At 73.3% G+C, this 23,902-nt stretch carries 24 protein-coding genes; 15 read left to right on the top strand and 9 right to left on the bottom strand.

Going from position 1 to position 23,902, the window contains the following annotated elements:
- Nucleotides 1-137: 137 nt before the first annotated feature.
- The 3 genes from ACH4D5_RS27250 (at nucleotide 138) to ACH4D5_RS27260 (ending at nucleotide 2,307) form a co-directional block, all read left to right on the top strand.
- Nucleotides 138-1,076, top strand: a complete 939-nt coding sequence (locus ACH4D5_RS27250; protein WP_398307403.1) for a PAC2 family protein — start codon at nucleotides 138-140, stop codon at nucleotides 1,074-1,076.
- A 51-nt stretch (nucleotides 1,077-1,127) separates the two neighbouring features.
- Nucleotides 1,128-1,727 (top strand): dephospho-CoA kinase, encoded by a 600-nt coding sequence (gene coaE / locus ACH4D5_RS27255; RefSeq protein ID WP_398307405.1) that lies wholly within the window; start codon nucleotides 1,128-1,130, stop codon nucleotides 1,725-1,727.
- 217 nt (nucleotides 1,728-1,944) lie between these two features.
- A complete protein-coding gene (locus ACH4D5_RS27260) occupies nucleotides 1,945-2,307 on the top strand; it encodes a tetratricopeptide repeat protein (protein ID WP_398307407.1) in 363 nt (120 codons plus the stop codon).
- 46 nt (nucleotides 2,308-2,353) lie between these two features.
- Here the strand turns inward: ACH4D5_RS27260 and ACH4D5_RS27265 are convergent, their stop codons facing one another.
- Nucleotides 2,354-2,614, bottom strand: coding sequence for a DUF6343 family protein (locus tag ACH4D5_RS27265; RefSeq protein ID WP_398307805.1), 261 nt, complete (start codon nucleotides 2,612-2,614; stop codon nucleotides 2,354-2,356).
- 129 nt (nucleotides 2,615-2,743) lie between these two features.
- On the opposite strand from ACH4D5_RS27265, the gene ACH4D5_RS27270 reads away from it, so the two are divergent.
- The 3 genes from ACH4D5_RS27270 (at nucleotide 2,744) to ACH4D5_RS27280 (ending at nucleotide 4,983) form a co-directional block, all read left to right on the top strand.
- Nucleotides 2,744-3,661 carry an acyltransferase domain-containing protein gene (locus tag ACH4D5_RS27270; protein ID WP_398307807.1) on the top strand — a complete coding sequence of 306 codons (918 nt, stop codon included), beginning with the start codon at nucleotides 2,744-2,746 and terminating at the stop codon, nucleotides 3,659-3,661.
- A gap of 54 nt (nucleotides 3,662-3,715) precedes the next feature.
- Entirely contained in the window at nucleotides 3,716-4,408 is a 693-nt protein-coding gene (locus tag ACH4D5_RS27275; protein WP_398307809.1) for a class I SAM-dependent methyltransferase, read from the top strand.
- A gap of 119 nt (nucleotides 4,409-4,527) precedes the next feature.
- Nucleotides 4,528-4,983: a DoxX family protein gene (locus ACH4D5_RS27280; RefSeq protein ID WP_398307409.1), complete on the top strand. Its 456-nt coding sequence runs from the start codon at nucleotides 4,528-4,530 to the stop codon at nucleotides 4,981-4,983.
- A 139-nt stretch (nucleotides 4,984-5,122) separates the two neighbouring features.
- On the opposite strand, the gene ACH4D5_RS27285 is transcribed toward ACH4D5_RS27280, so the two are convergent.
- Entirely contained in the window at nucleotides 5,123-5,587 is a 465-nt protein-coding gene (locus ACH4D5_RS27285) for an RNA-binding S4 domain-containing protein (protein ID WP_398307411.1), read from the bottom strand.
- Nucleotides 5,588-5,729: 142 nt separating this feature from the next.
- Between ACH4D5_RS27285 and ACH4D5_RS27290 the strand changes: the two genes are divergently transcribed.
- From ACH4D5_RS27290 to ACH4D5_RS27315, 6 genes are all read left to right on the top strand, one after another.
- On the top strand, nucleotides 5,730-7,088 hold the full coding sequence (locus ACH4D5_RS27290; protein ID WP_398307413.1) for a M20/M25/M40 family metallo-hydrolase: 1,359 nt from the start codon (nucleotides 5,730-5,732) through the stop codon (nucleotides 7,086-7,088).
- Between the two features lie 86 nt (nucleotides 7,089-7,174).
- Nucleotides 7,175-8,647, top strand: coding sequence for a YfcC family protein (locus ACH4D5_RS27295; RefSeq protein ID WP_398307811.1), 1,473 nt, complete (start codon nucleotides 7,175-7,177; stop codon nucleotides 8,645-8,647).
- Between the two features lie 94 nt (nucleotides 8,648-8,741).
- Nucleotides 8,742-9,464, top strand: coding sequence for a uracil-DNA glycosylase (locus ACH4D5_RS27300; protein ID WP_398307813.1), 723 nt, complete (start codon nucleotides 8,742-8,744; stop codon nucleotides 9,462-9,464).
- Nucleotides 9,465-9,617: 153 nt separating this feature from the next.
- On the top strand, nucleotides 9,618-10,760 hold the full coding sequence (locus ACH4D5_RS27305; protein ID WP_398307815.1) for an MFS transporter: 1,143 nt from the start codon (nucleotides 9,618-9,620) through the stop codon (nucleotides 10,758-10,760).
- A gap of 25 nt (nucleotides 10,761-10,785) precedes the next feature.
- On the top strand, nucleotides 10,786-11,739 hold the full coding sequence (gene pip, locus ACH4D5_RS27310; RefSeq protein ID WP_398307415.1) for a prolyl aminopeptidase: 954 nt from the start codon (nucleotides 10,786-10,788) through the stop codon (nucleotides 11,737-11,739).
- A 188-nt stretch (nucleotides 11,740-11,927) separates the two neighbouring features.
- Complete coding sequence (locus tag ACH4D5_RS27315) at nucleotides 11,928-12,923, top strand: glycoside hydrolase family 6 protein (protein ID WP_398307817.1); 996 nt, start codon at nucleotides 11,928-11,930, stop codon at nucleotides 12,921-12,923.
- Here the strand turns inward: ACH4D5_RS27315 and ACH4D5_RS27320 are convergent.
- The 4 genes from ACH4D5_RS27320 to ACH4D5_RS27335 form a co-directional block, all read right to left on the bottom strand.
- Complete coding sequence (locus ACH4D5_RS27320; RefSeq protein ID WP_398307417.1) at nucleotides 12,920-13,390, bottom strand: RidA family protein; 471 nt, start codon at nucleotides 13,388-13,390, stop codon at nucleotides 12,920-12,922. The genes ACH4D5_RS27315 and ACH4D5_RS27320 overlap by 4 nt on opposite strands.
- A 66-nt stretch (nucleotides 13,391-13,456) precedes the next feature.
- Complete coding sequence (locus ACH4D5_RS27325) at nucleotides 13,457-14,515, bottom strand: hypothetical protein (protein ID WP_398307419.1); 1,059 nt, start codon at nucleotides 14,513-14,515, stop codon at nucleotides 13,457-13,459.
- Nucleotides 14,499-15,779 (bottom strand): MFS transporter, encoded by a 1,281-nt coding sequence (locus tag ACH4D5_RS27330; protein WP_398307421.1) that lies wholly within the window; start codon nucleotides 15,777-15,779, stop codon nucleotides 14,499-14,501. Before ACH4D5_RS27330 ends, ACH4D5_RS27325 begins: the two co-directional genes overlap by 17 nt.
- A gap of 10 nt (nucleotides 15,780-15,789) precedes the next feature.
- Nucleotides 15,790-16,761 carry a metallophosphoesterase family protein gene (locus ACH4D5_RS27335; RefSeq protein ID WP_398307423.1) on the bottom strand — a complete coding sequence of 324 codons (972 nt, stop codon included), beginning with the start codon at nucleotides 16,759-16,761 and terminating at the stop codon, nucleotides 15,790-15,792.
- A gap of 211 nt (nucleotides 16,762-16,972) precedes the next feature.
- Between ACH4D5_RS27335 and ACH4D5_RS27340 the strand changes: the two genes are divergently transcribed.
- A complete protein-coding gene (locus ACH4D5_RS27340; protein WP_398307818.1) occupies nucleotides 16,973-20,020 on the top strand; it encodes a DEAD/DEAH box helicase in 3,048 nt (1,015 codons plus the stop codon).
- Nucleotides 20,017-21,417, top strand: a complete 1,401-nt coding sequence (locus tag ACH4D5_RS27345) for an SWIM zinc finger family protein (protein ID WP_398307425.1) — start codon at nucleotides 20,017-20,019, stop codon at nucleotides 21,415-21,417. The genes ACH4D5_RS27340 and ACH4D5_RS27345 overlap by 4 nt, the downstream gene beginning before the upstream one ends.
- Nucleotides 21,418-21,435: 18 nt before the next feature.
- Here the strand turns inward: ACH4D5_RS27345 and ACH4D5_RS27350 are convergent, their stop codons facing one another.
- Nucleotides 21,436-22,023, bottom strand: a complete 588-nt coding sequence (locus ACH4D5_RS27350) for a DUF4291 domain-containing protein (RefSeq protein WP_398307427.1) — start codon at nucleotides 22,021-22,023, stop codon at nucleotides 21,436-21,438.
- 95 nt (nucleotides 22,024-22,118) lie between these two features.
- On the opposite strand from ACH4D5_RS27350, the gene ACH4D5_RS27355 reads away from it, so the two are divergent.
- Entirely contained in the window at nucleotides 22,119-22,553 is a 435-nt protein-coding gene (locus ACH4D5_RS27355; protein WP_398307429.1) for a hypothetical protein, read from the top strand.
- 83 nt (nucleotides 22,554-22,636) lie between these two features.
- Here the strand turns inward: ACH4D5_RS27355 and ACH4D5_RS27360 are convergent, their stop codons facing one another.
- Both ACH4D5_RS27360 and ACH4D5_RS27365 read right to left on the bottom strand, forming a co-directional pair.
- Complete coding sequence (locus tag ACH4D5_RS27360; protein WP_398307431.1) at nucleotides 22,637-23,128, bottom strand: DUF3574 domain-containing protein; 492 nt, start codon at nucleotides 23,126-23,128, stop codon at nucleotides 22,637-22,639.
- Between the two features lie 146 nt (nucleotides 23,129-23,274).
- Entirely contained in the window at nucleotides 23,275-23,880 is a 606-nt protein-coding gene (locus ACH4D5_RS27365) for a 2'-5' RNA ligase family protein (protein ID WP_398307433.1), read from the bottom strand.
- Nucleotides 23,881-23,902: the final 22 nt, after the last annotated feature.

Consider the following 23,902-nt stretch of genomic DNA (forward strand, 5'->3'; position numbering starts at 1 on the left):
AGGCGGGGCATGTGCGCGTCAAGGTATGGACCAGGGGTGGCCGGCCCGTCGGCGAGAGGGAGGTGCGTGGCGCATGGCGGGAATGCGCGTGTCTCCGCGTGCGTTCTCCGTTACGAACACGAGGAGGAGCGGTCACAGTGCTTGATCCGCAGGGTTTGTACGCATGGGAGCCGAAGGGCCTCGCCGTCGTAGACATGGCGCTCGCCCAGGAGTCGGCCGGACTGGTCATGCTCTACCACTTCGACGGATACATCGACGCGGGCGAAACCGGCGACCAGATCGTCGAGCGGCTCACGGACAGCCTCCCCGGGCAGGTGGTGGCGAGATTCGACCACGACCGGCTCGTGGACTACCGCGCCCGCCGCCCGCTGCTCACCTTCCGGCGCGACCGCTGGAGCGAGTACGAGGAGCCGACGCTCGACGTCCGCCTCGTCCAGGACGCCACCGGCGCGCCCTTCCTGCTGCTGTCCGGGCCCGAGCCCGACGTCGAGTGGGAGCGTTTCGCCAAGGCCGTCCAGCAGATCGTGGAGCGGCTCGGGGTGCGCCTCTCCGTGAACTTCCACGGCATCCCCATGGGCGTCCCGCACACCCGCCCCGTGGGCCTCACTCCGCACGGCAACCGCACCGACCTGGTGCCGGGCCACCGCAGCCCCTTCGACGAGGCCCAGGTGCCGGGCAGCGCGGCCTCCCTGGTGGAGTACCGCCTCCTGGAGGCCGGTCACGACGTGCTGGGCGTCGCGGCCCACGTCCCGCACTACATCGCGCGCTCCACGTACCCGGACGCGGCCCTCACGGTCCTGGAGGCGATCACCGCCGCCACCGGCCTGGTGTTGCCCACCGTCGCGCACGGACTGCGCACCGAGGCGCACCGCACCCAGACCGAGATCGACCGGCAGATCCAGGAGGGCGACGAGGAGCTGGTGGCGCTCGTCCAGGGCCTCGAGCACCAGTACGACGCGGCGGCGGGCGCGCAGGACCGGGGCAACATGCTCGCCGAGCCGGCGGACATCCCGTCCGCCGACGAGATCGGCCGCGAATTCGAGCGCTTCCTCGCGGAGCGGGAGGGCGACGCGTGACGGCAGGCCCGCCCGGGGCCTGTCCGCCCGGCAGGCCCTAAGCTGCCGGTCATGCTGAAAGTGGGCCTGACCGGCGGAATCGGTGCCGGCAAGAGCGAGGTGTCGCGGCTGCTCGTCGCGTCCGGTGCCGTGCTGATCGACGCGGACAAGATCGCGCGTGAGGTGGTGGCGCCGGGAACTGCCGGACTGGCGGCCGTCGTCGAGGCCTTCGGGCGGGAGGTGCTCGCTCCGGACGGCTCCCTGAACCGGCCCAAGCTCGGCGCGATCGTCTTCGCCGACGCCGAGAAGCTGGCCGTCCTGAACTCCATCGTGCATCCGCTCGTGGGCGCCCGGTCCGCCGAGCTCGAACGGTCCGCGTCCGATGACGCGGTGGTCGTCCACGACGTGCCCCTGCTCACGGAGAACGGCCTCGCACCGCTGTACGACGTCGTGGTCGTCGTCGACGCGAGCCCCGAGACACAGCTGGACCGCCTGGTGCGGCTGCGCGGCATGAGCGAGGCGGACGCCCGCGCGCGGATGGCCGCGCAGGCGACCCGCGAGAAGCGCCTCGAGGTCGCGGACATCGTGATCGACAACGACGGCCCACTGGACGGCCTCGCGGAGCGGGTCGCCGAGGTCTGGACGGACCTCGCTCGACGAGCCCACGCCTGAAGGGAGCGCCCCGTAAGGGGCGCGGGGAACTGCGCGAGCAACCACAACCAAACCCGCACCCGCCGCCGAACCGCCGCGGGCAGACGCGTCCGCGGCCGTAACGGCGCGCCAAGAACGGCCCCGCGCGCGTGGGACAGCTGCGCGCATGGGACACCTGTGCGGAATAGGCGAGGGTGCGGCGGGCGTTGACACGGGGAAGCGAGGGAAGGAGCCCGGCGTGCCCGAAATCACCCCGGAGACTCATGTCATCGATTTCCGTGCGGCGGAGCAGCTCCTCGCCGCCCGGGACCCGCGTGGCGCGGTGAAGCTGCTCGACACCGTCATCGCCGCCCACCCCGAGAACACGGCGGCCCGCCTGCTGCGGGCGCGCGCCTTCTTCGCCGCCGCGCAACTGCGCGCCGCGGAGCTGGAGTTCAGCATCGTCCTGGAGCGCGAGCCGGACAACGCCTTCGCGCACTTCGCGCTCGCCCGCACCTACGAGCGCGCCTCACGCCCCGAGCAGGCCCGCCGCCACTTCCGGCTCGCGGCCGCCCTGGACCCGCAGCCGGAGTACCTGGCGGCGGCCCGCTTCGACGACTGAGACCGGAGAAGCCGGGGCGCCCGGCGCGAGGGGCTGAGAGGCCGGGCTAGGGGGCGTCCGGCGGATCGTAGGGCGGGATGTCCCTGCCCGGCTGATAGTGCGCACCCTGACGCATCCGGTGCACGACCCACGCCAGATCGGCGGCGACCACCACCAGCAGCACCCCGCACGCCACCGCCCACCCGGTCCGCCCGGCGAGAGCGAAGGCGACGGTGCCGAAGCCTGCCCAGACAAGGCCCCATACGCTGAACCACAGGCGCATCCGCAGCGGACTGCGTGCGGTCACCGGTTCACTGCCTGTGCGCATCATGAGCGGTCATCTCCTCCTTTACAGGATAAAGAGGGTGGGAACGTGCTGGAAGCGCTCAGGTCCGACGAACGGCTCGCCGCCTGGCTCCGGGAGCTGGAGAGCGCGGGGGAGCCGCGCGCCGAGGCGGTGCTGCCGGAGGCCGACGAGCTGCCGGACGTGCTCCTCGACCTCGCCGTGCCGCACGAGGACATCAACCCCCTCGTGGCGCTGCGCGGCCGGCTGTGGGCCGATCCGGAGGCGCGGTGGCTGCTCGACCGCTGTGTGGACGCCGTCGTGCGCGACATGGGGGAGGTCGGCCGCAGCGGCCGTATCCTGGCGCTGCCCGAGGCGTGCGGTGAGCTCGGGCGCTGCTTCTACGTGTACGTGTTCGTGGCGGCGCTGGAGCACGTGCGCGCGTACCACCGCGAACGCGGCATCCCCGCCGACGTCTCCCGCCGCACCCTCGCCGACCTCGGACGCCACATGGCGGTGCACCGCAGGGCGCGCGGCGGCCGCGGCCTTCTCGCGACGGGGTGGCACAGCCTGCACTTCCGGGGCGAGCTCTATCAGTTGGGGCGCCTGCAGTTCGAGCGTGCCGTGCTGGGCGGGCGCATGGGCGGCGCGACCACCGCGGCCGGCCATCGTGCGGGCCCGGGCGACCCCTGTCTGAGCCTGCACATCACCGACTTCCGGGGGCCGTTGACGCCAGAGGCCTGCGACCGGTCGATATCCCTGGCGCGGGAGTTCTTCGCCCGGCACTTCCCGGAGGAACGATATGAGACAGCCGTCTGTCACTCCTGGCTGCTCGACCCGCAGCTGAGGGACCACCTGCCCGAGGATTCGAACATCGTCCGCTTCCAGCGGCGATTCCGTCTGACCGACGGCGGCGCGGCGGAGCCGGCGGACGGCGATCCCGTCGCCTTCGTCTTCGGTGACCGCGACCTTCCTGTGGCCGAACTCCCCAGGCGGACCCGGGTGGAGAGGGCCGTGGGCGACCATCTGCGGGCGGGCGGCCACTGGTACGGCGGACATGGCTGGTTCCCGCTGGAGGCGTCGGGGCCGTGAGGGGTTCGGGAACGGGGGCGGGGCGGCCTTCGTTGGCCGGGCATGAGCGTGGAGATGCGTGAGGGGTACGAGGGGACGGGACCCGGCGCGATCACGCCGGACGGCTGCGCGGTCGAGCTGTACACGCGCCTGTCCGTCGGGGACGAGCCGGAGGTCATCGCGGGCGCCGTGCCGGCCGGGGCGCACATTCTGGAGCTGGGCTGCGGCGCGGGCCGGGTGACCCGCCCGCTCCTGGAGCGCGGCTTCCGGGTGACCGCCGTGGACGAGTCCCCCGAGATGCTGGAGAAGGTCGCCGCGCTCGACGGCGGGGTGCGGACGGTGCTGAGCCCGATCGAGCGGCTCGACCTGGACGAGAAGTTCCCGGTCGTGATGCTCGCCTCGTTCCTCGTGCACACCGGGGACACGGCGGTGCGGCGCCGCATGCTGCGGGCCTGCCGCGCGCACGTCACGGACCAGGGCTGCGTGCTGATCCAGCGGGAGGGCGCGGACTACCACACGGACCTCCCGAGAGAGCGCGTCGACCCTGGCGGCTACACGGTCCGGATCCTCTCGGCGGAGCCCGTCGGAGACGGCGTGAACGAGGTGCGCGCGGAGTACGTCTTCCCGGACGCCGTATGGACCCAGACGTTCCGCGCCCGCCCGCTCACTCCGGAACAGTTCGAGGAGGCGCTCGCGGAGGCGGACCTGAAGGTCGACAAGTACCTCACGGAGGACGGCACTTGGGTGCGGGCGGTCCCGGCGGGCTGAGGAGGAGCCGCCTGATGGAGCGGTGAGGTGCCTGGTGGAGCGATGAGTTTCGCGGGGGTGGCCGGTCTGTATCGGTGACAGCGCAACGGCCTGAGGCCCCGCCCACCGAGGAGACCACGATGTCCGCCACCACCGCCCCACTGCACACCTCGAACACTCCGAGCACCGCAAGCACCCCGGCCACCTCCTCCACGCGCGGCCGTGGCGCCCGCATCACCCTGCGTACCCTCCAGGTGCTGCTCGGCGTGTTCTTCGGTGCCGCGAGCGGTGCGCCCAAGCTGATCGCGCACCCGACCGCCGTCGAGGCCTTCGACAAGCTCGGCTGGGGCGCACCGGGGATGTACACCATCGGGGCGCTGGAACTGCTCGGCGGGATCGCGCTGTTGCTCCCGCTGCTCTCCTCGGTCGCCGCCACGGCGTTCATCGGGCTGATGGTCGGCGCGTTCATCGTCTCCGTCACCGCGCTCGGCGGTGAGAACGCGGCCACGCCGCTGGTCCTCATCCTGCCGCTGGCGTGGATCGCCTGGGCGAGGCGTGAGGAGACGGCGAAGCTCATCGCCCGCCTGCGGCGGTGACGTGCCCGGCCCGCGCGGTTCGGGCCGACTGGATCAGCTGCGGAGAGGCCTCAGCAACACGCCGACGTACACGGCGTGTTGCTGAGGCCTCTCCGTGTTCCGCACCCGTTTCCGCAGGCGGCGCCCGTTACCCGGCCGGTCAGGCCTTCGGTGTCCGGAGGCGTTCCATCTCGCGGCGGTCCCGCTTCGTGGGGCGGCCCGTGCCGCGGTCACGGATGCCCGCGGGGGCGACCGCCTCGCGGGGCGGCGGAGGCGGGGAGTTGTCGACGTAACACTCGACGGCGACCGGCGCGCCGACGCGCTTGCGGATGAGGCGCTTGACGATCACGACGCGCTCCCGGCCGCCCGCCTGCCGCAGCCGCACCTCGTCGCCCACGTGCACGCCGTACGAGGGCTTGACGCGCTCGCCGTTGACCCGGACGTGCCCGCCCTTGCACGCGGCGCCGCCGGCCGAGCGGGTCTTGACGAGACGGACCGACCAGATCCAGCTGTCGACGCGCACCGAACCCTCGCCCGCCGAACCGCCGCCCGAACCGCCGCCCGGACCGCCTCCCGGGCCGCCGCCCGTCCCGCCGCCCCCTGTAGCTGAAGTCTCCGAAGCCATGTGTCGACCTTAGTCCGGCTCCGGCGCGGCCTGCCGGGCTCCCGGCGAGCCGTCCGGAAACCGCTGAACCCCGCCACCCATAATCCGGACGAATCACGGTAATCGGTCCGAACGCGACGTACGACTCCCAGGGGTGCTGTTCATGACGTCTTTCGAAGCCACCGTCGACGCTCTGATGGACGGGCTGCGGGCCGACCTCGTACGGCTCGCCTCGATCCCCTCGATCGCCTTCCCCGGATATCCGCCCGAGCCGGTCGAGCAGGCCCACGACCTGGTGGCCGGGCTGTTGCGCGACGCCGGTGTCCCGCGTGTGGAGCGGCTCGACCTGCCGGACACCGCCCCGGTGATCCTCGGCGAGATCCCGCCCCCGGAGCCGGGCGCGCCGACCGTCCTGCTCTACGGCCACTACGACGTGCAGCCCCCGGGCGACCTGTCGCTGTGGAAGTCGCCGCCCTTCGAGCCGACCCCCGTCGAGGGCGGCCTGCGCGGCTGCGGCGTCGCGGACGACAAGGCCAACGTCATCGCCCACCTGGGCATGGTGCGGGCCTACGGTGGCCGCCCGCCGGTCGGCGTCAAGCTCGTCATCGAGGGGCAGGAGGAGTACGGCAGCGCCTTCGAGAACCACCCGCCAACCGACCCCGAGCGGTTCGCCTGCGACGCCATGGTGATCGCCGACCACGGCAACATCCGCCCCGGCACCCCCACCCTCGCCACCGGACTGCGCGGCGCCTGCGAAGTGGTCGTCGAGGTCCGCACCCTCGACGAGCCGCGCCACAGCGGCGAGTTCGGGGGAGCCGCGCCCGACGCGCTGCTCGTCCTGCTCAAGGCGCTCGGCACCCTCCACGACGTACACGGGGATGTCGCGGTCGAGGGGCTGCGACGCGAGGACTGGACCGGTACGACGTACACGGAAGAGGAGTTCCGCTCCCTGGCGGGCGTGCGCGAGGGGGTGCCGCTGATCGGCAGCGGCAGTCTCGGCGAGCGGCTGTGGAGCGGACCCGCGATCACCGTGATCGGCCTGGACGCGCCGAGCGTCGACCACGGCGTGTCCGCGGTCGTGCCGTACGCCAGGGCCAGGCTGAACCTGCGCTTCCACCCGCAACAGGACCCGAAGGAGGCCCAGGGCCGGCTCGTCGCCCACCTGCGCTCGCTCAAGCCCTTCGGCATCCCGCTCACCGTCAGGCCCGGCGCCGCGGGACCCGGCTACCAGGCCGCCACCGGTGGCCCCGCCTACCGTGCCGCACGCGCCGCCCTGAAGGAGGCCTGGGGCACCGAGGCCTCGTACGTCTCGACCGGGGGTTCCATCCCGCTGGTCAACGGCCTCGCCAAGGCGGCGCCCGGCGCGGAGGTCCTGCTCTTCGGCGCCCAGGACACCATGTGCAACCTGCACGCGCCGAACGAACGCGTCCTCTTCTCGGAGCTGCGCAACACCGTCGTCGCGCTGTGCGCCTTCGTACGGGAGTACGCGGCGGACTTCCGGGCGGCGGGCGGCGCCGCGTGAGCACCAGCCAAGCGCCGGTCGGCGGGGACCCGGCCGAAGGCCCCTCGGGCGAGCGCGGGAAGCGTACGTTCACCTTCCCCAGCGCCCTGACCGTCCTCGCCGTCGTCACCCTCGCCGTCTGGCTGCTCGCCTTCCTCGTCCCGTCGGGGCAGTACGACCGCGACGGCTCCGGCGCGCCCGTCGAGGGCACCTACCACCGCGTCGACTCCGGGCAGTCCTTCGTCGACCGGCTCAACGACCTGTTCCTCGCGCCGGTCAACGGACTCTACGGAGTCCAGGACGAGAAGACCTCGCTGGTCGCGCCCGACAACGTCGGCGCGCTGTACGGCAGCGCGGGCGTCTTCCTGTTCGTGCTGGCCATCGGGGCTTTCATCACCGTGGTCTTCGCGACCGGCGCCCTCGACCGTGGCATCGGGCGGCTCGCGCACCGGCTGCGCGAGCGCGGGGCACTGCTCATCGCCGGTGTCATGGCCGTCTTCTCCGTGCTCGGCACGGTCGAGGGCTTCGCCGAGGAGACGCTCGGCTTCTACGGCCTGATCGTGCCGCTCATGCTCGCCCTCGGCTACGACCGCATGACCGCAGTCGGCGTGATCATCCTCGGCGCGGGGGTCGGCGTCCTGTGCTCGACCGTCAATCCCTTCGCGACGGGCGTCGCCTCGTCCGCCGCGGGCATCTCGCTGGGCGACGGCATCGTGCTCCGCTTCCTCATGTGGGCCGTCCTGACCGGCGTCACGGTCGCGTACGTCATCCGCTACGCCCAGCGGGTCCGGCGGGACCCGGAGCGGTCCCTGTCCGGGTTCCTGCCGGGCGACCGGGACCGCGATCGGGCGGCGGAGGGGACGAGCCAGGCGGCGGACGAGGTGCCGGAGCTGACCCGGCTGCACAAGGCGGTCCTCGTCGCCACCGCGCTGGTCTTCGCCTTCATGATCTTCTCGGTGGTGCCCTGGTCGAGCGCGCTCACGGGCAAGGCCGACGCGCGGCCGTACGGCTTCGAACTCGGCTGGTCCTTCCCGCAGTTGGCGGCCCTGTTCCTGTGCGCGGCCGTCGCCGTCGGGCTCGTCGCACGGATGGGGGAGCAGCGGCTCAGCTCCACGATCGTCCAGGGCGCGGCCGACTTCGTCTCGCCCGCCCTGGTCATCCTGCTCGCCCGCGGCGTCACGACGATCATGAACAACTCGAAGATCACGGACACCGTGCTGCACTCCATCGAAGGGGTGGTGAAGGGCACGTCGTCGGGGCTCTTCGCGGTCATCGTCTTCCTCGTGAACCTGCCGCTCGCCTTCCTGATCCCCTCCACCTCGGGCCACGCCACGCTCGCCATGCCGATCCTCGCCCCGCTCGCCGACTTCGCCGGTGTCTCGCGCGCGGTCGTCGTCACCGCCTGGCAGGCGGCCAGCGGCTGGATGAACCTGTGGGTGCCGACGACGGCGGTGACCATCGGCGGGGTGGCGCTCGCGAAGGTCGGCTACGACAGGTACCTGCGGTTCGTGTGGCCGCTCCTCGCCGTGCTCGCCGTCCTCGTCTGCGCGTTCCTGGCGCTGGGCGCCGCGCTGACCTGAGCGGGCCCCGGAGCGTGTGGACAGCGGACGCCAGGGCATGCGGACGGCGAAGGCCGCACACGGCGCCGACCAGGACATACGTACGGTGGAGGGCATGGAAGGCCTGAGCGAACTGGACCAGCGGATCACCGGGTGCCGCGCCTGCCCCCGACTCGTCGAATGGCGCGAGGAGGTCGCGCGCACCAAGCGCGCCGCCTTCGCCGACTGGACGTACTGGGGGCGCCCGGTGCCGGGATTCGGGCCGTCCGACGCCGCGCTCCTGCTCGTCGGCCTCGCGCCCGCCGCGCACGGCGCCAACCGCACGGGCCGCATGTTCACCGGCGACCGCTCGGGCGAATTCCTCTACCCGGCGCTGTACGACGTCGGGCTCGCCTCCCGCCCCACCGCCGAGAGCGCCGACGACGGCCTGACGCTGTACGGCACCCGCATCACCTCGCCCGTGCACTGCGCCCCGCCCGCCAACAAGCCCACCACGGAAGAGCGCGACACCTGCCGCTCCTGGCTGGTGAGCGAGTTGAAACTGCTCGCGCCGACGCTCAGGTCGGTGGTCGTGCTCGGCGGCTTCGGCTGGCAGGCCGCGCTGCCCGCCTTCGCGGCCGCGGGCTGGCAGGTGCCGAAGCCGCGCCCGGCCTTCGGGCACGGCGCGCACGTGCGGCTCGCGGGCGGCCCCGGGCTGGAGCCGCTCGACGTCTTCGGCTGCTTCCACGTCAGCCAGCGCAACACGTTCACCGGGCGCCTCACGCCCGCGATGCTGCGGGAGGTGCTGCGCTCGGCGGCGTTCGAGGCGGGTCTGCACCCGAACGGCCCAGCAGAGTGAGCCGCGACCGGCACTGATTCCTAGCGTGAGGACGTGGACGAGACTCGCGCGGCCAACCCTGCCGGTACCTCCGGGGCCAGCCCCTCAGGCACCTCCGCCGCCAAGCCCTCCGACGCCCGCGGGGCCAGGCCCTCCGGCGCCGCCTACCGCAATCTGGCCGTGGCGACCATCGGCTTCACGCTCACCTTCTGGGCCTGGGACCTGGTGGCGCCGCTCGGCAGCGACTTCAAGGACCGCCTCGGCCTGAGCTCCTTCGAGCAGTCCCTCCTGGTCGCCGTGCCGGTGATCGTCGGCTCGCTGGGCCGGGTGCCGGTCGGTGCCCTGACCGACCGGTACGGCGCCCGGCTGATGTTCCCGCTCGTCTCGGCGCTCACCATCGTCCCGGTGCTGCTGATCATTCCGGCGAGGAACAGCTTCGGCGCGATGCTCGCGGTCGGCTTCCTGCTCGGCCTCGGCGGGACGACGTTCGCCATCGGCATCCCGCTGGTCAACTCCTGGTTCCCGCCCGCCCGCAGGGGCTTCGCGCTCGGCGTCTTCGGCATGGGCATGGGCGGCGTGGCGCTCTCCGGGTACTTCACGCCGCGCATCGCCGAGCACGGCGACAACCTGCCGTACCTCATCGTGGCGATCGCGCTCGCCGCCTTCGCGGTGCTCGCCGCGTTCCTCATCAGCGACCGCCCCGACCGGCCCGTGCCCACCAGCTCCCTCGGCACCCGCCTCGGGCAGGCGGGGCGGCTCCGCGTCACCTGGGAGCTGTCCGCGCTCTACGCGATCGGCTTCGGCGGGATCGTCGCCTTCGGCGTGTACCTGCCGACGTATCTGAAGACCTGGTACGACCTGTCGCCCACCGACGCCGGGACCAAGGCGGCCGGATTCGCGCTCGTCACCGTCGTCTTCCGGCCGGTCGGCGGCTGGCTCTCGGACCGGCTCCACCCGGCCACGGTCACCACCGTCGCCCTCGCGGTGGTCGCCCTCTTCGCCGTCGTGCAGGCATTCGATCCGGCCCTGTATCCGGTGGGCACGATCTGCTTCCTGGTCATGGCGGCGGGCCTCGGCACCGCGAGCGGCAGCGTCTTCGCGCTCGTCTCCCAGGTGACCCCGCAGCCCCAGGTCGGCTCCGTCACCGGCATCGTGGGCGCGGTGGGCGGCCTCGGCGGGTTCGTGCCGCCGCTGGTCATGGGTGCCATCTACAGCGCCAAGGACTCGTACTCGATCGGCTTCATGCTCCTCTCCGACCTGGCGCTCGCCGGCTGCGTGTACGCGTACGGGCGGATGCGAAACGCCCGTGCGGAGTGAGGCGGGCAGCACCTAGGCTGCCCCGATGGGCCTCTACCCGGACATCGAACCCCACGACAGCGGCATGCTCGACGTCGGTGACGGCAACCGCGTGTACTGGGAGGTCTGCGGCAATCCGCACGGCAAGCCGGCCGTGGTCCTGCACGGCGGCCCCGGCTCCGGCTGCACGCCCTTCTTCCGCCGGTACTTCGACCCCGACGCGTACCGGATCGTGCTGCTCGACCAGCGCGGCGCGGGCCGGTCCACGCCGCCCGCGAGCGACCCGGCCACCGACATGGGCGTCAACACGATCAAGCACCTGATCGGCGACCTGGAGCTGCTGCGGCGCCACCTGGGCGTCGAGCGGTGGCTCGTGTGGGGCGTTTCGTTCGGGTGTGTGCTCGGCCTGCGGTACGCGCAGACGCACCCGGACCGGGTCTCGGAACTGGTCCTCACCGGCATCGCCACGGGCAGCCGCGCCGAGGTGGAGCTGCTGACACGGGGGCTCGGCCGGATCTTCCCCGAGGCGTGGCGGGCGTTCCGCGACGCGGTGCCGGAGAAGGACCGGGACGGCGACCTGGCCGCCGCCTACAACCGGCTCCTGGAATCACCCGACCCGGCCGTGCGGGCCGCCGCCGCGCGGGCCTGGACGGACTGGGAGACGGCGTTCGTGCCCGCGCCCCCGAGGTCCGTCCCCCGCTACGAGGACGCGGACTTCCGGGCCCGCTTCGCGCGCACCGTCACGCACTACTTCGCCCACGACCACTGGCTGGGCGGCGACGAGGTCGTCCTGCGCGACGCGCCCTACCTGGCGGGCATCCCGGGCGTACTGGTCCAGGGCAGCCTCGACTTCGGCAACCTCCTGGGCATCCCGTGGCGGCTCCATCAGGCGTGGCCCGGCAGCGAACTCGTCCTCGTGGACGACGCGGGACACAACGCGGGGGCGCGGGGCATCGCGGAGGAGCTGACGGCGGCGACGGACCGGTTCCGGCGACCCTGACCCGGTGGCCCCCGTCGGACCGCTCTTCCGGGTGAACTGCCGGGAACGGGCCCCGGCCGTGGCGCATCGATCGCCCACACTCCGGGGAAAGCGCCGACCACCGCCGGCGCCGGATCAGTTCGAACGACTGGAGCCGCCCGGTGTCCCAGCAGCCCTTCCGCCGTTCCCGCCCGCGCCCCCGACGCACCCTGACCCGAGCGGTCCTCGCCGCCGTCCTGCTCCTCGGCGCGGCGGTGACCGGCGGCGCGGCGGCGCACGGAGCGGGGTCCGCGGAGCCGGCCGACCCCGTCCCGGCCGACCCCGTCCCGGCCGAGCCCGTCTTCTGGGTCGACCCGCACAGCGCCGCGGTCCGCCAGGTCGCGGAGTGGCAGGCGGCGGGCCGCACGGAGGACGCCCGCCTCATCGAACGCATCGCGGGCCGCCCCCAGGCCGTCTGGCTCAGCGACGAAGATCCCGGCGCGGTCGTCCGCACCCATGTCGAGGCGGCGGCGATGGCGGGGCGCACCGCGGTCCTCGTCGCGTACTTCGTCCCGCACCGCGACTGCGGCGCGCACTCCGCGGGCGGCGCCCGCGACGCCGCGCACTACCGCCGGTGGATCGACGACTTCGCCTCCGGACTCGGCACCCGCGGCGCGTACGTGATCCTGGAACCGGACGCCGTCGCCCAGCTGGTGGCGGGCTGCCCGCAGGCCGACGCCGACGAGCGGTACGAGCTGCTCGCCCACGCGGTCCAGCGCCTCAAGCGGCAGCCGAACACCAAGGTGTACGTCGACGCGGGGAACGCCGCCTGGATCCCCGACGAGCGGCGCCTGGTCGCCCCGCTGCGCCGCGCCGGGATCGCCGAGGCCGACGGCTTCGCGCTGAACGTGTCCAACCACCAGACAGACCAGGTGAGTTCGGACTACGGCCACCGGCTCGCCGCGGCACTCGGCGGCGACAAGCACTTCGTCATCGACAGCAGCCGCAACGGCAACGGCCCCTACTCCGGCAGCCAGCCATGGTGCAACCCACCGGGCCGCGCCCTCGGCACACCGCCCACCGCCCGCACCGGCACGCCGCTGCTCGACGCCTACCTGTGGGTCAAGCGCCCCGGCGAGTCCGACGGCACGTGCCGGGGCGGGCCGCGGGCGGGCCAGTGGTGGCCGGAGTACGCACTCGACCTGGCGCGCAGGTCGCGTGGCTAGTCCCGGTCGCCGGGGCCACCGGGGCTGTCGGGAACGACCGCGGTGGCGGTGATCTCGACGAGCTGGCCGCGGTAGCCGAGGCAGGACGTGCCGAGCAGCGTCGAGGTGTGCGGGCCCGCGTGCAGGTCGGTGCCGCGGACGACGTCCCACGCCGTACTGAGCGCCGCGGGTTCGTCGGCGACCACGTACACGGTGCTCGCCACCACCTGCGACAGGTCGCTGCCCACCGCGCGCAGGGCCTCGTCGAGGTTGGCGACGACCTGCTCGGTCTGGCGGGCGATGTCGCCCTCCCCGACGAGGTTCCCCTCGGGGTCCAGCGGGACGGAGCCCGCCATGAAGGCGAGCCGGGTGCCTGCTTCGACGACGGCGGCGTGGGCGTATCCGGGCGGCGGGAAGAGGGTGGGGACGACGGTGCGGGTGGGTGTGGTGGTTCGGGCGGGTGTGGTGGTGCGGTCCGGGTAGGTCATGCCGCGATCGTGCGGGACCTGGGTCGCGTACGCATCCGAATTTCCCCGCCCTCCGCTCCCCTCGCCTCAGCGCACCGCCGCCGGTGAACTCCCGCCCCATACACGGAGGGTGGGCCTGCCCGAGCCGTCCGCGGGGGTCGACCAGATGTCCTGTTTGCGGCCGTCCCCGCCCGGCAGGGCGTACGCGAGGGTGTCGTCGTCCAGCCAGGCGGCCTGGTCGTCGACGTTGCGCCGCTCGGCGAGAGGGCGCTCGCGCATCGTCCGGAGGTCGAGGACGTACAGCCGCCAGGGGTCCCGGGTCCCCTTCCGTACCCGCTTCTTGAAGGCGATGCGGGTGTTGTCGGGGGAGAGCGAGGGGCATTCGACGTTCGAACGCAGGGCGGTCGCCGCCCACTTCTTCATGTCGCCGCGCACGAGGTACGTCCTGCCCTTGGTCGAGACGGTCGCGTAGAAGACGTTGTCGTCCCTGGTGAAGGTCACGCCCCAGTAGTTGACGTCGGGGGAGTGGTAGCGGCGGCCGTCGAGGGTGAGGGGGATCTCCTCCATGTTCTTGATCAGGTAGCCGGTGCGGGTGTCCAGGATCGAGGTGCGGGTGGAGAAGGACGAGCCCGCGTAGGAGTCGCCGGTGGCGAACATCGTCCAGGACAGCATCCGGCCCGACGCCGAGACCCGGGCCCTGTTGGGTATCCCGGTGAGCGCGATGCGGCGCTTCTCGCGGAGTTCGGCATCGAGGACGACGGCGTACGACTTGGGCGGGATCCCGGCGCGGCGCTGGAGGCACAGGCCGGTGCCCGCAGCGGCGTAGAAGCGCTCGCAGGAGGGACCACCGGTGGTGCGGGCCGCGTCCGGAACGGCCTTGCCGGACGCGGGGAGGCGGGCGACGCGGCCCGCGCCCGCCTCCGTGCTGCGGAAGTAGAGGTTTCCCCGGTCGAGGCCGAACTCCGACGCGGCGTCGGCGGACTGGGCGTCCTGCGCCGCGTGCACGGTGTAGGCGACGGCGACGCCCGCGAGCACGGCGGCGGCCGCGGCGACGGCCACGATCCGGGAGCGGAGGGAACGGAACGTACCGACGGTGTCGGCGGTATCGGTGGTACCGGTCGCACCGGTGTCAGGAGGCGAGGTCATGTCGGCCTTTCGGAGGGCGGAGCAGGGCGGCCGCCCCGGCGAGCGCCCCGGTCAGTGCGAGCGCCGCGCAGGTCAGCGCGGTCCCGACGCCCCACAGCGTCCACGCCGCACCGAACCCGGCCGCGGCGAGGAGCCGGGCCAGCGCCTGACCGGTCTGCAGGACGGCCATGCCGCTGGCCCGCCGCTCCTGGGCGACGACGGGGGCGACGAGGGCCATCAGGACGCCGTCGGTGGCGGCGTAGAAGACCCCGAGCAGCAGCAGTACGCCGATGAGCAGGGGCCAGCCGTCGGTGGGGGAGAGCAGCAGGAGGTAGCCGCCGAGCAGCGCCACGTGCCCCGCGAGGAACGGCACGCGGCGCCCGGTGCGGTCGGCGAGCCGCCCGGCCGGCACGGCGAGCAGCAGGTACACGGCGGCGGAGCCCAGCGGCAGCAGCGGGAACCACGAGACCGCGAAGTCGAGCCGCCGCTGGAGGAGGAGGTAGAGGAACGCGTCACCGATGGTGGCCGCGCCGAGCAGCGCGGCGGCGACGAGGACGCGCCGGAAGGCGGGAACGCGGAGCAGGTCCAGCGCTTTGGCGCGCCGCGCGCCGGAACCGGCCGCCGGCTTCCCCGGCACCGGCTCCATCGCGGCCTGTGCCCGGTGCCCCGGCACGAACGCGATCAGCATCAGCACCCCGAGCAGCCCGAAGCAGAAGCTGACCACGAACACGGCGTCGTACGCGTCGGCGGTCGCCCACAGCAGCGCGAACGCGGCGAGCGGCCCGAGCAGCGCGCCCGTCGTGTCCATCGCCCGGTGCACGCCGAAGGCGCGGCCCAGCGCGTCGGGCGGGCTGCTCAGCGAGATGAGCGCGTCGCGCGGCGCGGTGCGCACGCCCTTGCCGATGCGGTCGGCGGCGAGCGCCGCGCCGATCCCGGCGGTGGCGCCGCCCGCGAGCAGCAGCCCGAGCCGGGACAGCGCGGAGAGGGCGTAACCGCCGCCCGCCACCAGCTTGTGCCGGCCGCCGCGGTCGGCGGCGTAGCCGCCGGCCAGCCGCACCAGGGCAGTGACTCCGTTGTAGAGCCCGTCGAGAAAACCGAACTGGAGGGGTGAGAGGCCGAGTTGGAGGACGAAGTAGAGCGGCAGGACGGCGGTGACCATCTCCGAGGAGATGTCCGTGACCAGGCTGACCGCGCCGAGCGCGAGGACGGGGCCCGCGACGCGGCCGCGCCGGGCCTCGGACTTCTCCGAGGCCTTGGCGACCGCGTCGGTGGAGGCGAGGTACATGGCGTTCGTCTCAGCGGCAGGTGTACGACGGGCTGGTGTCCTTCGTCGACCCGTCCGTGGCGACGAGGTTCCAGGAGAACCCGGTGTCGGTGAAGTTCAGCTTGATGACGCCGAAGGTCTTGGTGATCCGCTTCTGGCTGTTGGGCTGTACCTCCTCGATGTCGTACGGGTTGGCGCCGCCCATGCCGGCGAGCAGCTCGACGATGCCCTCGGAGTCCGCCTTGCCGTCGGCGTTCTGCGGGGCGAACCGTTCGTAGTGGTGGTCGTGGCCGTTCATGACGAGCTCGGCCTTGTTCGCCTGGAGCAGCTTCCAGACCGGGCGGCTCACCGGGTCGTTGCCGTGCCCTCCGGAGGAGAAGAGGGGGTGGTGCCAGTACGCGGCCACACACTTCTTGGAGTTGGCGGCGAGGTCGTCCTTGAGCCAGTCGATCTGCTCGTCGTCGTCGAAGCTGTTGGAGTCGAGGGCGATGAAGTGCCAGTTGCCCTGGTCGAAGCTGTAGTAGCTCTTGCCGTCGGGGTAGGCGACGGAGCCGAAGTAGGACTTGTAGCCGGCGAGCGCGCCCGCCGGGTCGTAGGTCTCGTGGTTGCCGGGGACGGGGCGGGTCTTGCTCTTGAAGGCGCCCCAGGACTTGTCGTAGTAGTTCTTGAAGTCCTTCAGGCGCGCGTCGTCGTACTGGTTGTCGCCCATGGTCATGACGAAGGACGGGTTGATCTGCTTGACCAGGGCCGCGGTCTTGGGGTGCTTGCAGCTGCTGCTGCTCGCGGTGCACTGCTCGGCGATGTCACCCGCGGCGACCGCCGTGAAGGCTCCCGCCCTCGGCGCCGCGGCGGGGGAGGCGCCGGCCTCTTCGGCGGGCGACCAGAGCAGCACGCCGCCGACGAGGGCGAGCGAGGCGCCGGTGGCGATGGGGATGCCCCAACGGGCCCTGTGCGTACGGGAGTTGCTCGTGCGGGGGTTCATGGCGCGGGGGGTGGGCGGCATGTCCGTCTCCTCGGTTGGCGTGGGGGTGCCGGGCCGTCTCGGGGAATCCTGGCGATGCGGCATGTGCGCGTCAATGACTCGGGACGATAATTGTTAGGAAAGTTTCCTTCCAGCTGCTCGACCCGCGTTGTCAGTGGCCTCGCCTAGGGTGGCGAGCACGGGTGACAGGTGGCGTGAGCAGGGGCTGAGTGAGGCGGCGGTGTCGGTGGCGATGACGGCGGAGGCGGCGGAGGAGGGGCACGCCCTTCGGCGCACCCTTCTCGTGCGTTCCTGCGCCGCCGTCTTCCTTCCGGCCGAGGTGCCCCGGGAGGGACGGCTCGCCTTCTGGCGGCCGGACGGCGGAGAGCTTCCGGACGTGGCGGTGGCGGAGGGGGAGCTGTCCGGCGAGGCGGTGCCCGAGGCAGAGTCGGCGAGCGTGACCGCCGGGCGCGGGGGAGGGCTGTCGGGCGAGGCTGCCGGGCCCGAGGGCGAGCTGTCGGGTGAGGCCGCCGGACCCGGAGGCGTACGGGAAGGGCTGCGCGGCGCCACGCGGGGCGACCTCGTCGTCGCCCGCAAGCACGGCAAGGGTGCCCGCGCCCGCACCGTCCCCGCCCTGTTCCTGCCCGTCGCCGACGCCGTGTCGCTGCTGCTCCGCACCGCGGACCCGCACCCCGCCGCGGCTTGCTGGGCCGTAGCCGCACGGCACGCGCTGCACCTGGCCGCGCGGGGCAGGCTGCTGCCCGGCCTGACCGCCGGGGACATGGACGCGTGGCGGGCGGGGCCGCTGGACGAGGCCGACGTCGCGCACCTGCGGGCCATCGCCGCGGCGCTGCCCGCCGAGGCGCACGCGGTGCCGCTCGCGGGCCCCGGGCCGCTGCGGCTGCCGCAGCCGTTCGCCCTGGTCAGAGCCTTCGTCGACGCGGTGGTCGACGCCCTGCCGCGCACCCCCGCGGCCGCGCACGCCGTCGGTGCCGCCTTCGCCGCGCGTGCGCCGCAGCACCTGCCGGGCGCGCGGGAGTGGGCCGCCGAGGTCGCCGCGGGAATGGACGCCGGCGTGCGGGTCTCGCTCCGCCTCGACCTGCGGGCGCACGAAGTGTTCGACGGGGGCGAGTACTCCCGGGACGGCACGGACGACACCGGCGACGGCGCGGGCGGCTCCCCGGCCGCCGCAGTCGTCCAGGTCCACAGCCTCGCCGACCCGGCACTCGTGACGGACGTGCCGGGACTCTGGGCGGGCACCGACCACTTCGGCCCGCGCGCCCGCGTCGACACCCTGCTCGCGCTGCGCCGCGCGGCCCGCGTGTGGCCCCCGCTCGGCAGACTCCTGGAGCGGCCGCGCCCCGACGTGCTGCCGCTCAGCGAGGAGGAGTTGTACGACCTCCTGGGCGCGGCGGCAGGACGGCTCGCCGCGGCCGGCGTGGCCGTCCACTGGCCGAGGGAGCTCACCCGTGGCCTCACCGCCACCGCCGTGGTCCGCCCGGCCCCCGGCACCGCCGCCGACAACTTCGACTTCTTCAAGACCGAGAAGCTCCTCGAATTCCGCTGGCAGGTGGCGTTCGGCGACCAAGCCGAGCCGCTGACCGACGCCGAGCTCGACGTGCTGGCGGAGGCGCACCGCCCGGTCGTCCGCCTCCGCGACCAGTGGGTCGTCGTCGACCCCGAAATGGTCCGCAAGGCGCGCAAGCGGGACCTCGGCCTGCTCGACCCGGTCGACGCCCTGTCCGTCGCGCTCACCGGCACGGCCGAAGTGGACGGCGAGCGCGTGCCCGCCGTCCCCCTCGGCGCACTGGCCCGCCTGCGCGAGCGCGTGACGGGCGACCTCGACGTGCTCGCCCAGCCCCCGGGCCTGCACGCCACCCTCCGGGACTACCAGCTCCGCGGTCTTGCCTGGCTCGACCGCATGACCTCCCTGGGCCTCGGCGGCTGCCTCGCCGACGACATGGGCCTCGGCAAGACCATCACGGTCATCGCCCTCCACCTGCACCGCAGGCACCCCGCGCCGACACTCGTCGTCTGCCCCGCGTCGCTGCTCGGCAACTGGCAGCGTGAGATCGAGCGGTTCGCGCCTGGCGTGCCGGTGCGCCGCTTCCACGGGACGGGCCGCACCCTCGCCGGCCTGGACGCCACCGGCGGCTTCGTCCTCACCACGTACGGGACGATGCGCACGAGCGCGCCCGAGCTGGCCGGGCAGGCCTGGGGCCTGGTCGTCGCGGACGAGGCGCAGCACGTCAAGAACCCGCACGCGGCGACGGCGAAGGCGCTGCGCACGATCCCCGCGCAGGCCAGGGTCGCGCTCACCGGCACCCCCGTGGAGAACAACCTCTCCGAGCTGTGGGCGCTCCTCGACTGGACGACGCCGGGGCTGCTCGGCCCCCTGAAGGCGTTCCGCGCCCGCCACGCGCGCCTCGTGGAGGGCGGCGAGACGGCCGAGAACGACGAGGCGCTGGAGCGCCTGGCCCGGCTCGTCCGCCCCTTCCTCCTGCGCCGCAAGAAGTCCGACCCGGGCATCGCCCCGGAGCTGCCCCCGAAGACGGAGACCGACCACCCGGTCACCCTCACCCGTGAGCAGACCTCGCTGTACGAGGCGGTGGTGCGCGAGACGATGGCCCGCATCGAGGCGTCGGACGGCATGGCGCGCCGCGGCCTGGTCATGAAGCTGCTGATGGCGCTCAAGCAGATCTGCAACCACCCCGCGCAGTACCTGAAGGACGGCATGCTCACGACGCGCACCGGCCGCCCACGCTCGGGCAAGCTGGAGCTGCTGGACGAGCTCCTCGACACGATCCTCGCCGAGTCGGAGAGCGCGGGCGCGGTCCTGATCTTCACGCAGTACGTCCAGATGGCCCGCCTCCTGGAAGCACACCTGACCGCCCGCGGCATCCCCAGTCAGCTCCTGCACGGCGGCACCCCGGTCGCGCGCCGCGAGGAGATGGTGGACCGCTTCCAGTCCGGCGAGGTCCCGGTCTTCCTGCTCTCCCTGAAGGCGGCGGGCACGGGCCTCAACCTCACCCGGGCGGGCCACGTGATCCACTACGACCGCTGGTGGAACCCGGCGGTGGAGGAGCAGGCCACCGACCGCGCGTACCGCATCGGCCAGACCCAGCCGGTCCAGGTCCACCGCCTGGTCACCGAGGGCACGGTCGAGGACCGCATCGCCGAACTCCTCGCGGCGAAGCAGGCATTGGCGGACGCGGTGCTCGGCGACGGAGGCGAGGCGGCCCTCACGGAACTGTCCGACGCGGAGCTCGCGGACCTCGTGGCGCTGAGGAGGACGGCATGAAGCCGCGGAGCGGACCGGCCGGACACGGCGGTGGCCTGGGCCGGGCCAGCGGAATGAGCGAGACGAGCCGCATGGGCAGCGGCCGCGTCTTCCCCGCCCTGCCCGCGAACCCCGACCCCGGCGCCCCCTTCGCCACCTCCTGGTGGGGCAACGCGTGGCTCGACGCGCTGGAGGGCAGCGCCCTGGACCAGGCCCGCCTCGCCCGCGGCCGGGCGTACGCGCGCGAGGGCGCGGTCGACACCATCACCGTCGCCCCGGGCCGCATCGTCGCGTACGTCCACGGCAGCCGCCCCCGTCCGTACCGAGCGGAGATCCGCCTGCGGACGATGCTGCCCGAGCACTGGGACCGCTTCCTCGACGCCGTGGCCACCGACCCCGCGCGCATCGCGGCGCTGCTCGACAAGGAGATGCCGCACGCCCTGGCCGACGCGGCGACCCGGGCCGACGTCCCGCTCCTGCCCGGAGCCCGCGAGCTGGCCCCCGCCTGCACCTGCCCGGACCGGGGCCACCCCTGCAAACACGCGGCCGCCCTCGCCTACCAGACGGCCCGCCTCCTGGACGCCGACCCCTTCGTGCTCCTGCTGCTGCGCGGCGGCGAGGAACAGGACCTCCTGGACGAACTGTCGCGCAGGAACACGCGGTTGTCGGCGGCGGAGCAACACGAGGCGACGGCACGCCGACAGCCCGACCCGCACGCCCCCGCGACGACCCGGCCCCAGACCACCCCCGACCCCGACCCCGACCTCCCCACCCTCCCCGCGCTCCCGAGCGTCCTGGCACGAGAGGCCCTGGCCACGGAGTACCGCTCCCCGCTCCCGGCCCCGCTCGCCCCACCGGCACACGCGGGCGAGCCCCCGGTGCTCCCGTCCCTGCCCGGCGCGCCGGACCCGACAGCGCTGGAGTTCCTGGTGACGGACGCGGCGGCCCGCGCCCACGCGTTCCTCACGACGGGCACGGACCCCTTCACGGCCGTGTCCCCCTGGCACGACGCGGTCCGCCTGGCCGCCTCGCACCCCGGCCTCACCGGCCGCCGCACATTCAGCCGCCAATTCGCCGAACTGGCCAGATCCGTGGGGCGCACCCCCGCCGACCTCTCCCGAGCGGCGGCGGCCTGGCGCCAGGGCGGCGAGGAGGGCCTGGCGGTCCTCGAAGCCCCCTGGGACCCCCCGGCGGGCCCCTTCGACCGCGCCCGCGGCGCCCTGACCGCGGCGGACCTCCCCCGCATGACGATCCACCACAACCACCTCACGAACCCCGAAGGCACCCTCCAGCTCCGCTACGGCCACGACAACCGCTGGTACCCGTACCGAAGCGAGCCGGGCGCGCACGACTGGTGGCCCGAGGGGGAGGCGGATGTGGATCCGGTGGGGGCGCTGGCTGGGGTGACGGAGGCGTAGGGCGGCCCGGGTCCGTCGTCACGCCCGAAGGTGCGCCAAGAGGTCATCGCCCGCGGGGTAGGGCCGTTCCGAGGGCAGCAGACGGGCCGCCGCCTCCAGGTCGTTCCCCTCCCGTACGAGTGCGTGGATCTCCCGTGCGCGGTCGGTGACGTCCGTGATCGAGACCGTCCACTCGTCCGCGTAGCGGCGGGAGGCCTCGCCGGACAGGCCCAGTTGGAGGGAGCGGTGGGGGAGTGGGTTGAGGTGGAGGTCGCGTTCCGGGTCCCACTGGACTCGGGCGGGGGATCGGCGCAGGGAGTGTTTCCAGGTGGCCTGGTCGGGGTGGAGGCCGGGGGCGTAGTGGGAGAGGCATGCGTTGCGCAACGCCCAGTCGAAGCCCTCGCGGGTGATCTCGACCGCCAGAACGGTCTCCTGGCCTTCCTTCGTGGCCCAGCCGCAGCGGTACATCATCCAGAGGAAGGACGGCTTGATCCACGTCATGCGGTCCCGCTTCCAGGCGGCGGGAAAGCGCCCGGTGCGGGCCGCGGGTACGCCGAGCTCCGGGGCGTACGCCTGGTAGACGGTGATGGTCGAGTCGGTGTGCAGGGCGCGGATCTGGTGGTTCATGGTCGACCAGCGTGCACGTGGCGACGGCGGACCGCCAGCGAATTGTCGGTGCCGCGCGCTACCGTAAAAGCCTCGTGTACGGAGAAGGGGGTCCGGTGGACGCTGAGTTGACGGCGCTTGCGGCGGCGGGGGCGACGGCGCTCGTGCAGCAGATGGTGACCGAGAGCTGGGCCCAGGCGCGGGACCGGGTCGCCCGGTTCTTCGCGCGGGGCAGCGGTGACGAGGACGCCCTCGCGGGGGAGCTGGAAGAGGCGCGGATCGAAGTCGTCGCCGCGCGGGGCGCGGAGGACGAGGCGACCGCGGCCGACGTGCAGGCGGAGTGGCGTTCCCGCCTCCGCCGCAGGCTCGCCGCTGACCCCGAGGCCGCCGCCGAACTGCGGGCTCTGCTCGAAGAGTTGTCCCCCGAGCCCGACGCGCGGGCGCCGCGCGTCACCATCACGAACAACACCATCAGCGGCGGCACGCTCTACGGCACATCGATCCAGGCAGGCACCATCGGAACCCAGAACATCAACGGCAACACCCCGTGACGCGGCGGCGGTAGCGGGCTCCCGCACGGCGACCCACCCACACACTCACCCATGCGCCCACCCGCCACCGCCGCACGCTGCGTCTAGAAGTCGACCCGCGTCCGCTCGTCCAGCCGCGCCACAGAGTCCTGCGCGAACGCCTTCTCGTAGTCGCTGCGGATCTCCTCGATCTGGGTGTCCCGCTTGCGCGCCTCGGTCGTCGGGTACAGCAGGATCAGTTCGTACGAACGCTCCCGCTCGATCCTGCCGTTGGAGTCGCGCCACTGTCCGCGCCCGTCCTGGATGGTCAGCCCGTCCGGGAAGCCCGGCGTGACCTCCTTGTCGATGAAGGCCATGAACTGCTTGTCGGTCACCGCGGGCCCGCCGTCGGGCCGTTCCGTACCGAAGAAGAGCCGCGTCTCGGTGAACGGCTTGCCGCGGGCGACGGTCGACGTGACGGCCGGGCCGGCGGCACCGGTCGGGCCGTCGTCGTCCAGCGAGGCGTACGCGGCGGGAGCACCGACCGCCAGCACGGTGGTGGCAGCGGCGGCCACGGCGAGCCGGGTGCCGGAGACGCGGGGGAAGGTGAGGGCCACAGGGCGTTCCTTTTCCGAGGAGGGACGGTCCACAACGGCGGCAAACCGTAGCGGACCCCCGTGCTTCCGGTGCCCTTGAAGCCGGGCACATCTGGCGATATGGCCTGATTGGCCCCCGCCGATTTCATGCTCGCGTGGCATGCCCGTCACAGAGCCCCGGCTGCGCCCCCGCCCAGCCGGTACGTCGTGAGATCCCGCCAGCCCTTGCCCGCCCCGTCCGTCACGATCAAGTGGACGGTGTCCACGTGGCTGACGATCGGGAGCGCCGGGGCGAGGGCCGTCTCCAGAGTGTCGTAGGCCGCCTCGTAAGTGGCTGGGCCCTCGTGGTTCGCGAGGGTGAGGTGGGGGGCCGGGGGCGGAGTGAAGATGCCGCGGTAGGGGACGGCTTCGGGCCAGCGGGTCGTGAGGGAGCGGGTGAGGGCGCGGACCGGGGTGTCGGGGGCCGGCGGGAGGTAGAGGACGCCGGGGTAGCGGCCGAATTCGCGGAACGTGAGGGTGAAGGGGGCGTGGGCGGCGAAGATCTCCGCGAGGTCCCTGTGGGTGGACGCGGTGAAGCGGGACTCGTTGAGAAACGGGTAGAGCACCGTCACGTGCGCCGGGAAACCGGCCCTCACCAGGGGGTTCGCCTCGGGGATGCGGATGGACAGGGCCGTGTCGCCGGGAAGGTCCGCCCAGCCGTCCGGCTCCGCCGCCCCCTCCGCTGCCCCGTCTGCAGTCCCCGCCCCTGTCCCCGTCGCCGCGAGTGCCTCCATCCCCGCCCCCGTCGCCCCTGCC

Origin of the sequence: Streptomyces sp. NPDC018029, from assembly GCF_044327655.1 — a bacterium.
In the GTDB taxonomy this organism is placed as follows: domain Bacteria; phylum Actinomycetota; class Actinomycetes; order Streptomycetales; family Streptomycetaceae; genus Streptomyces.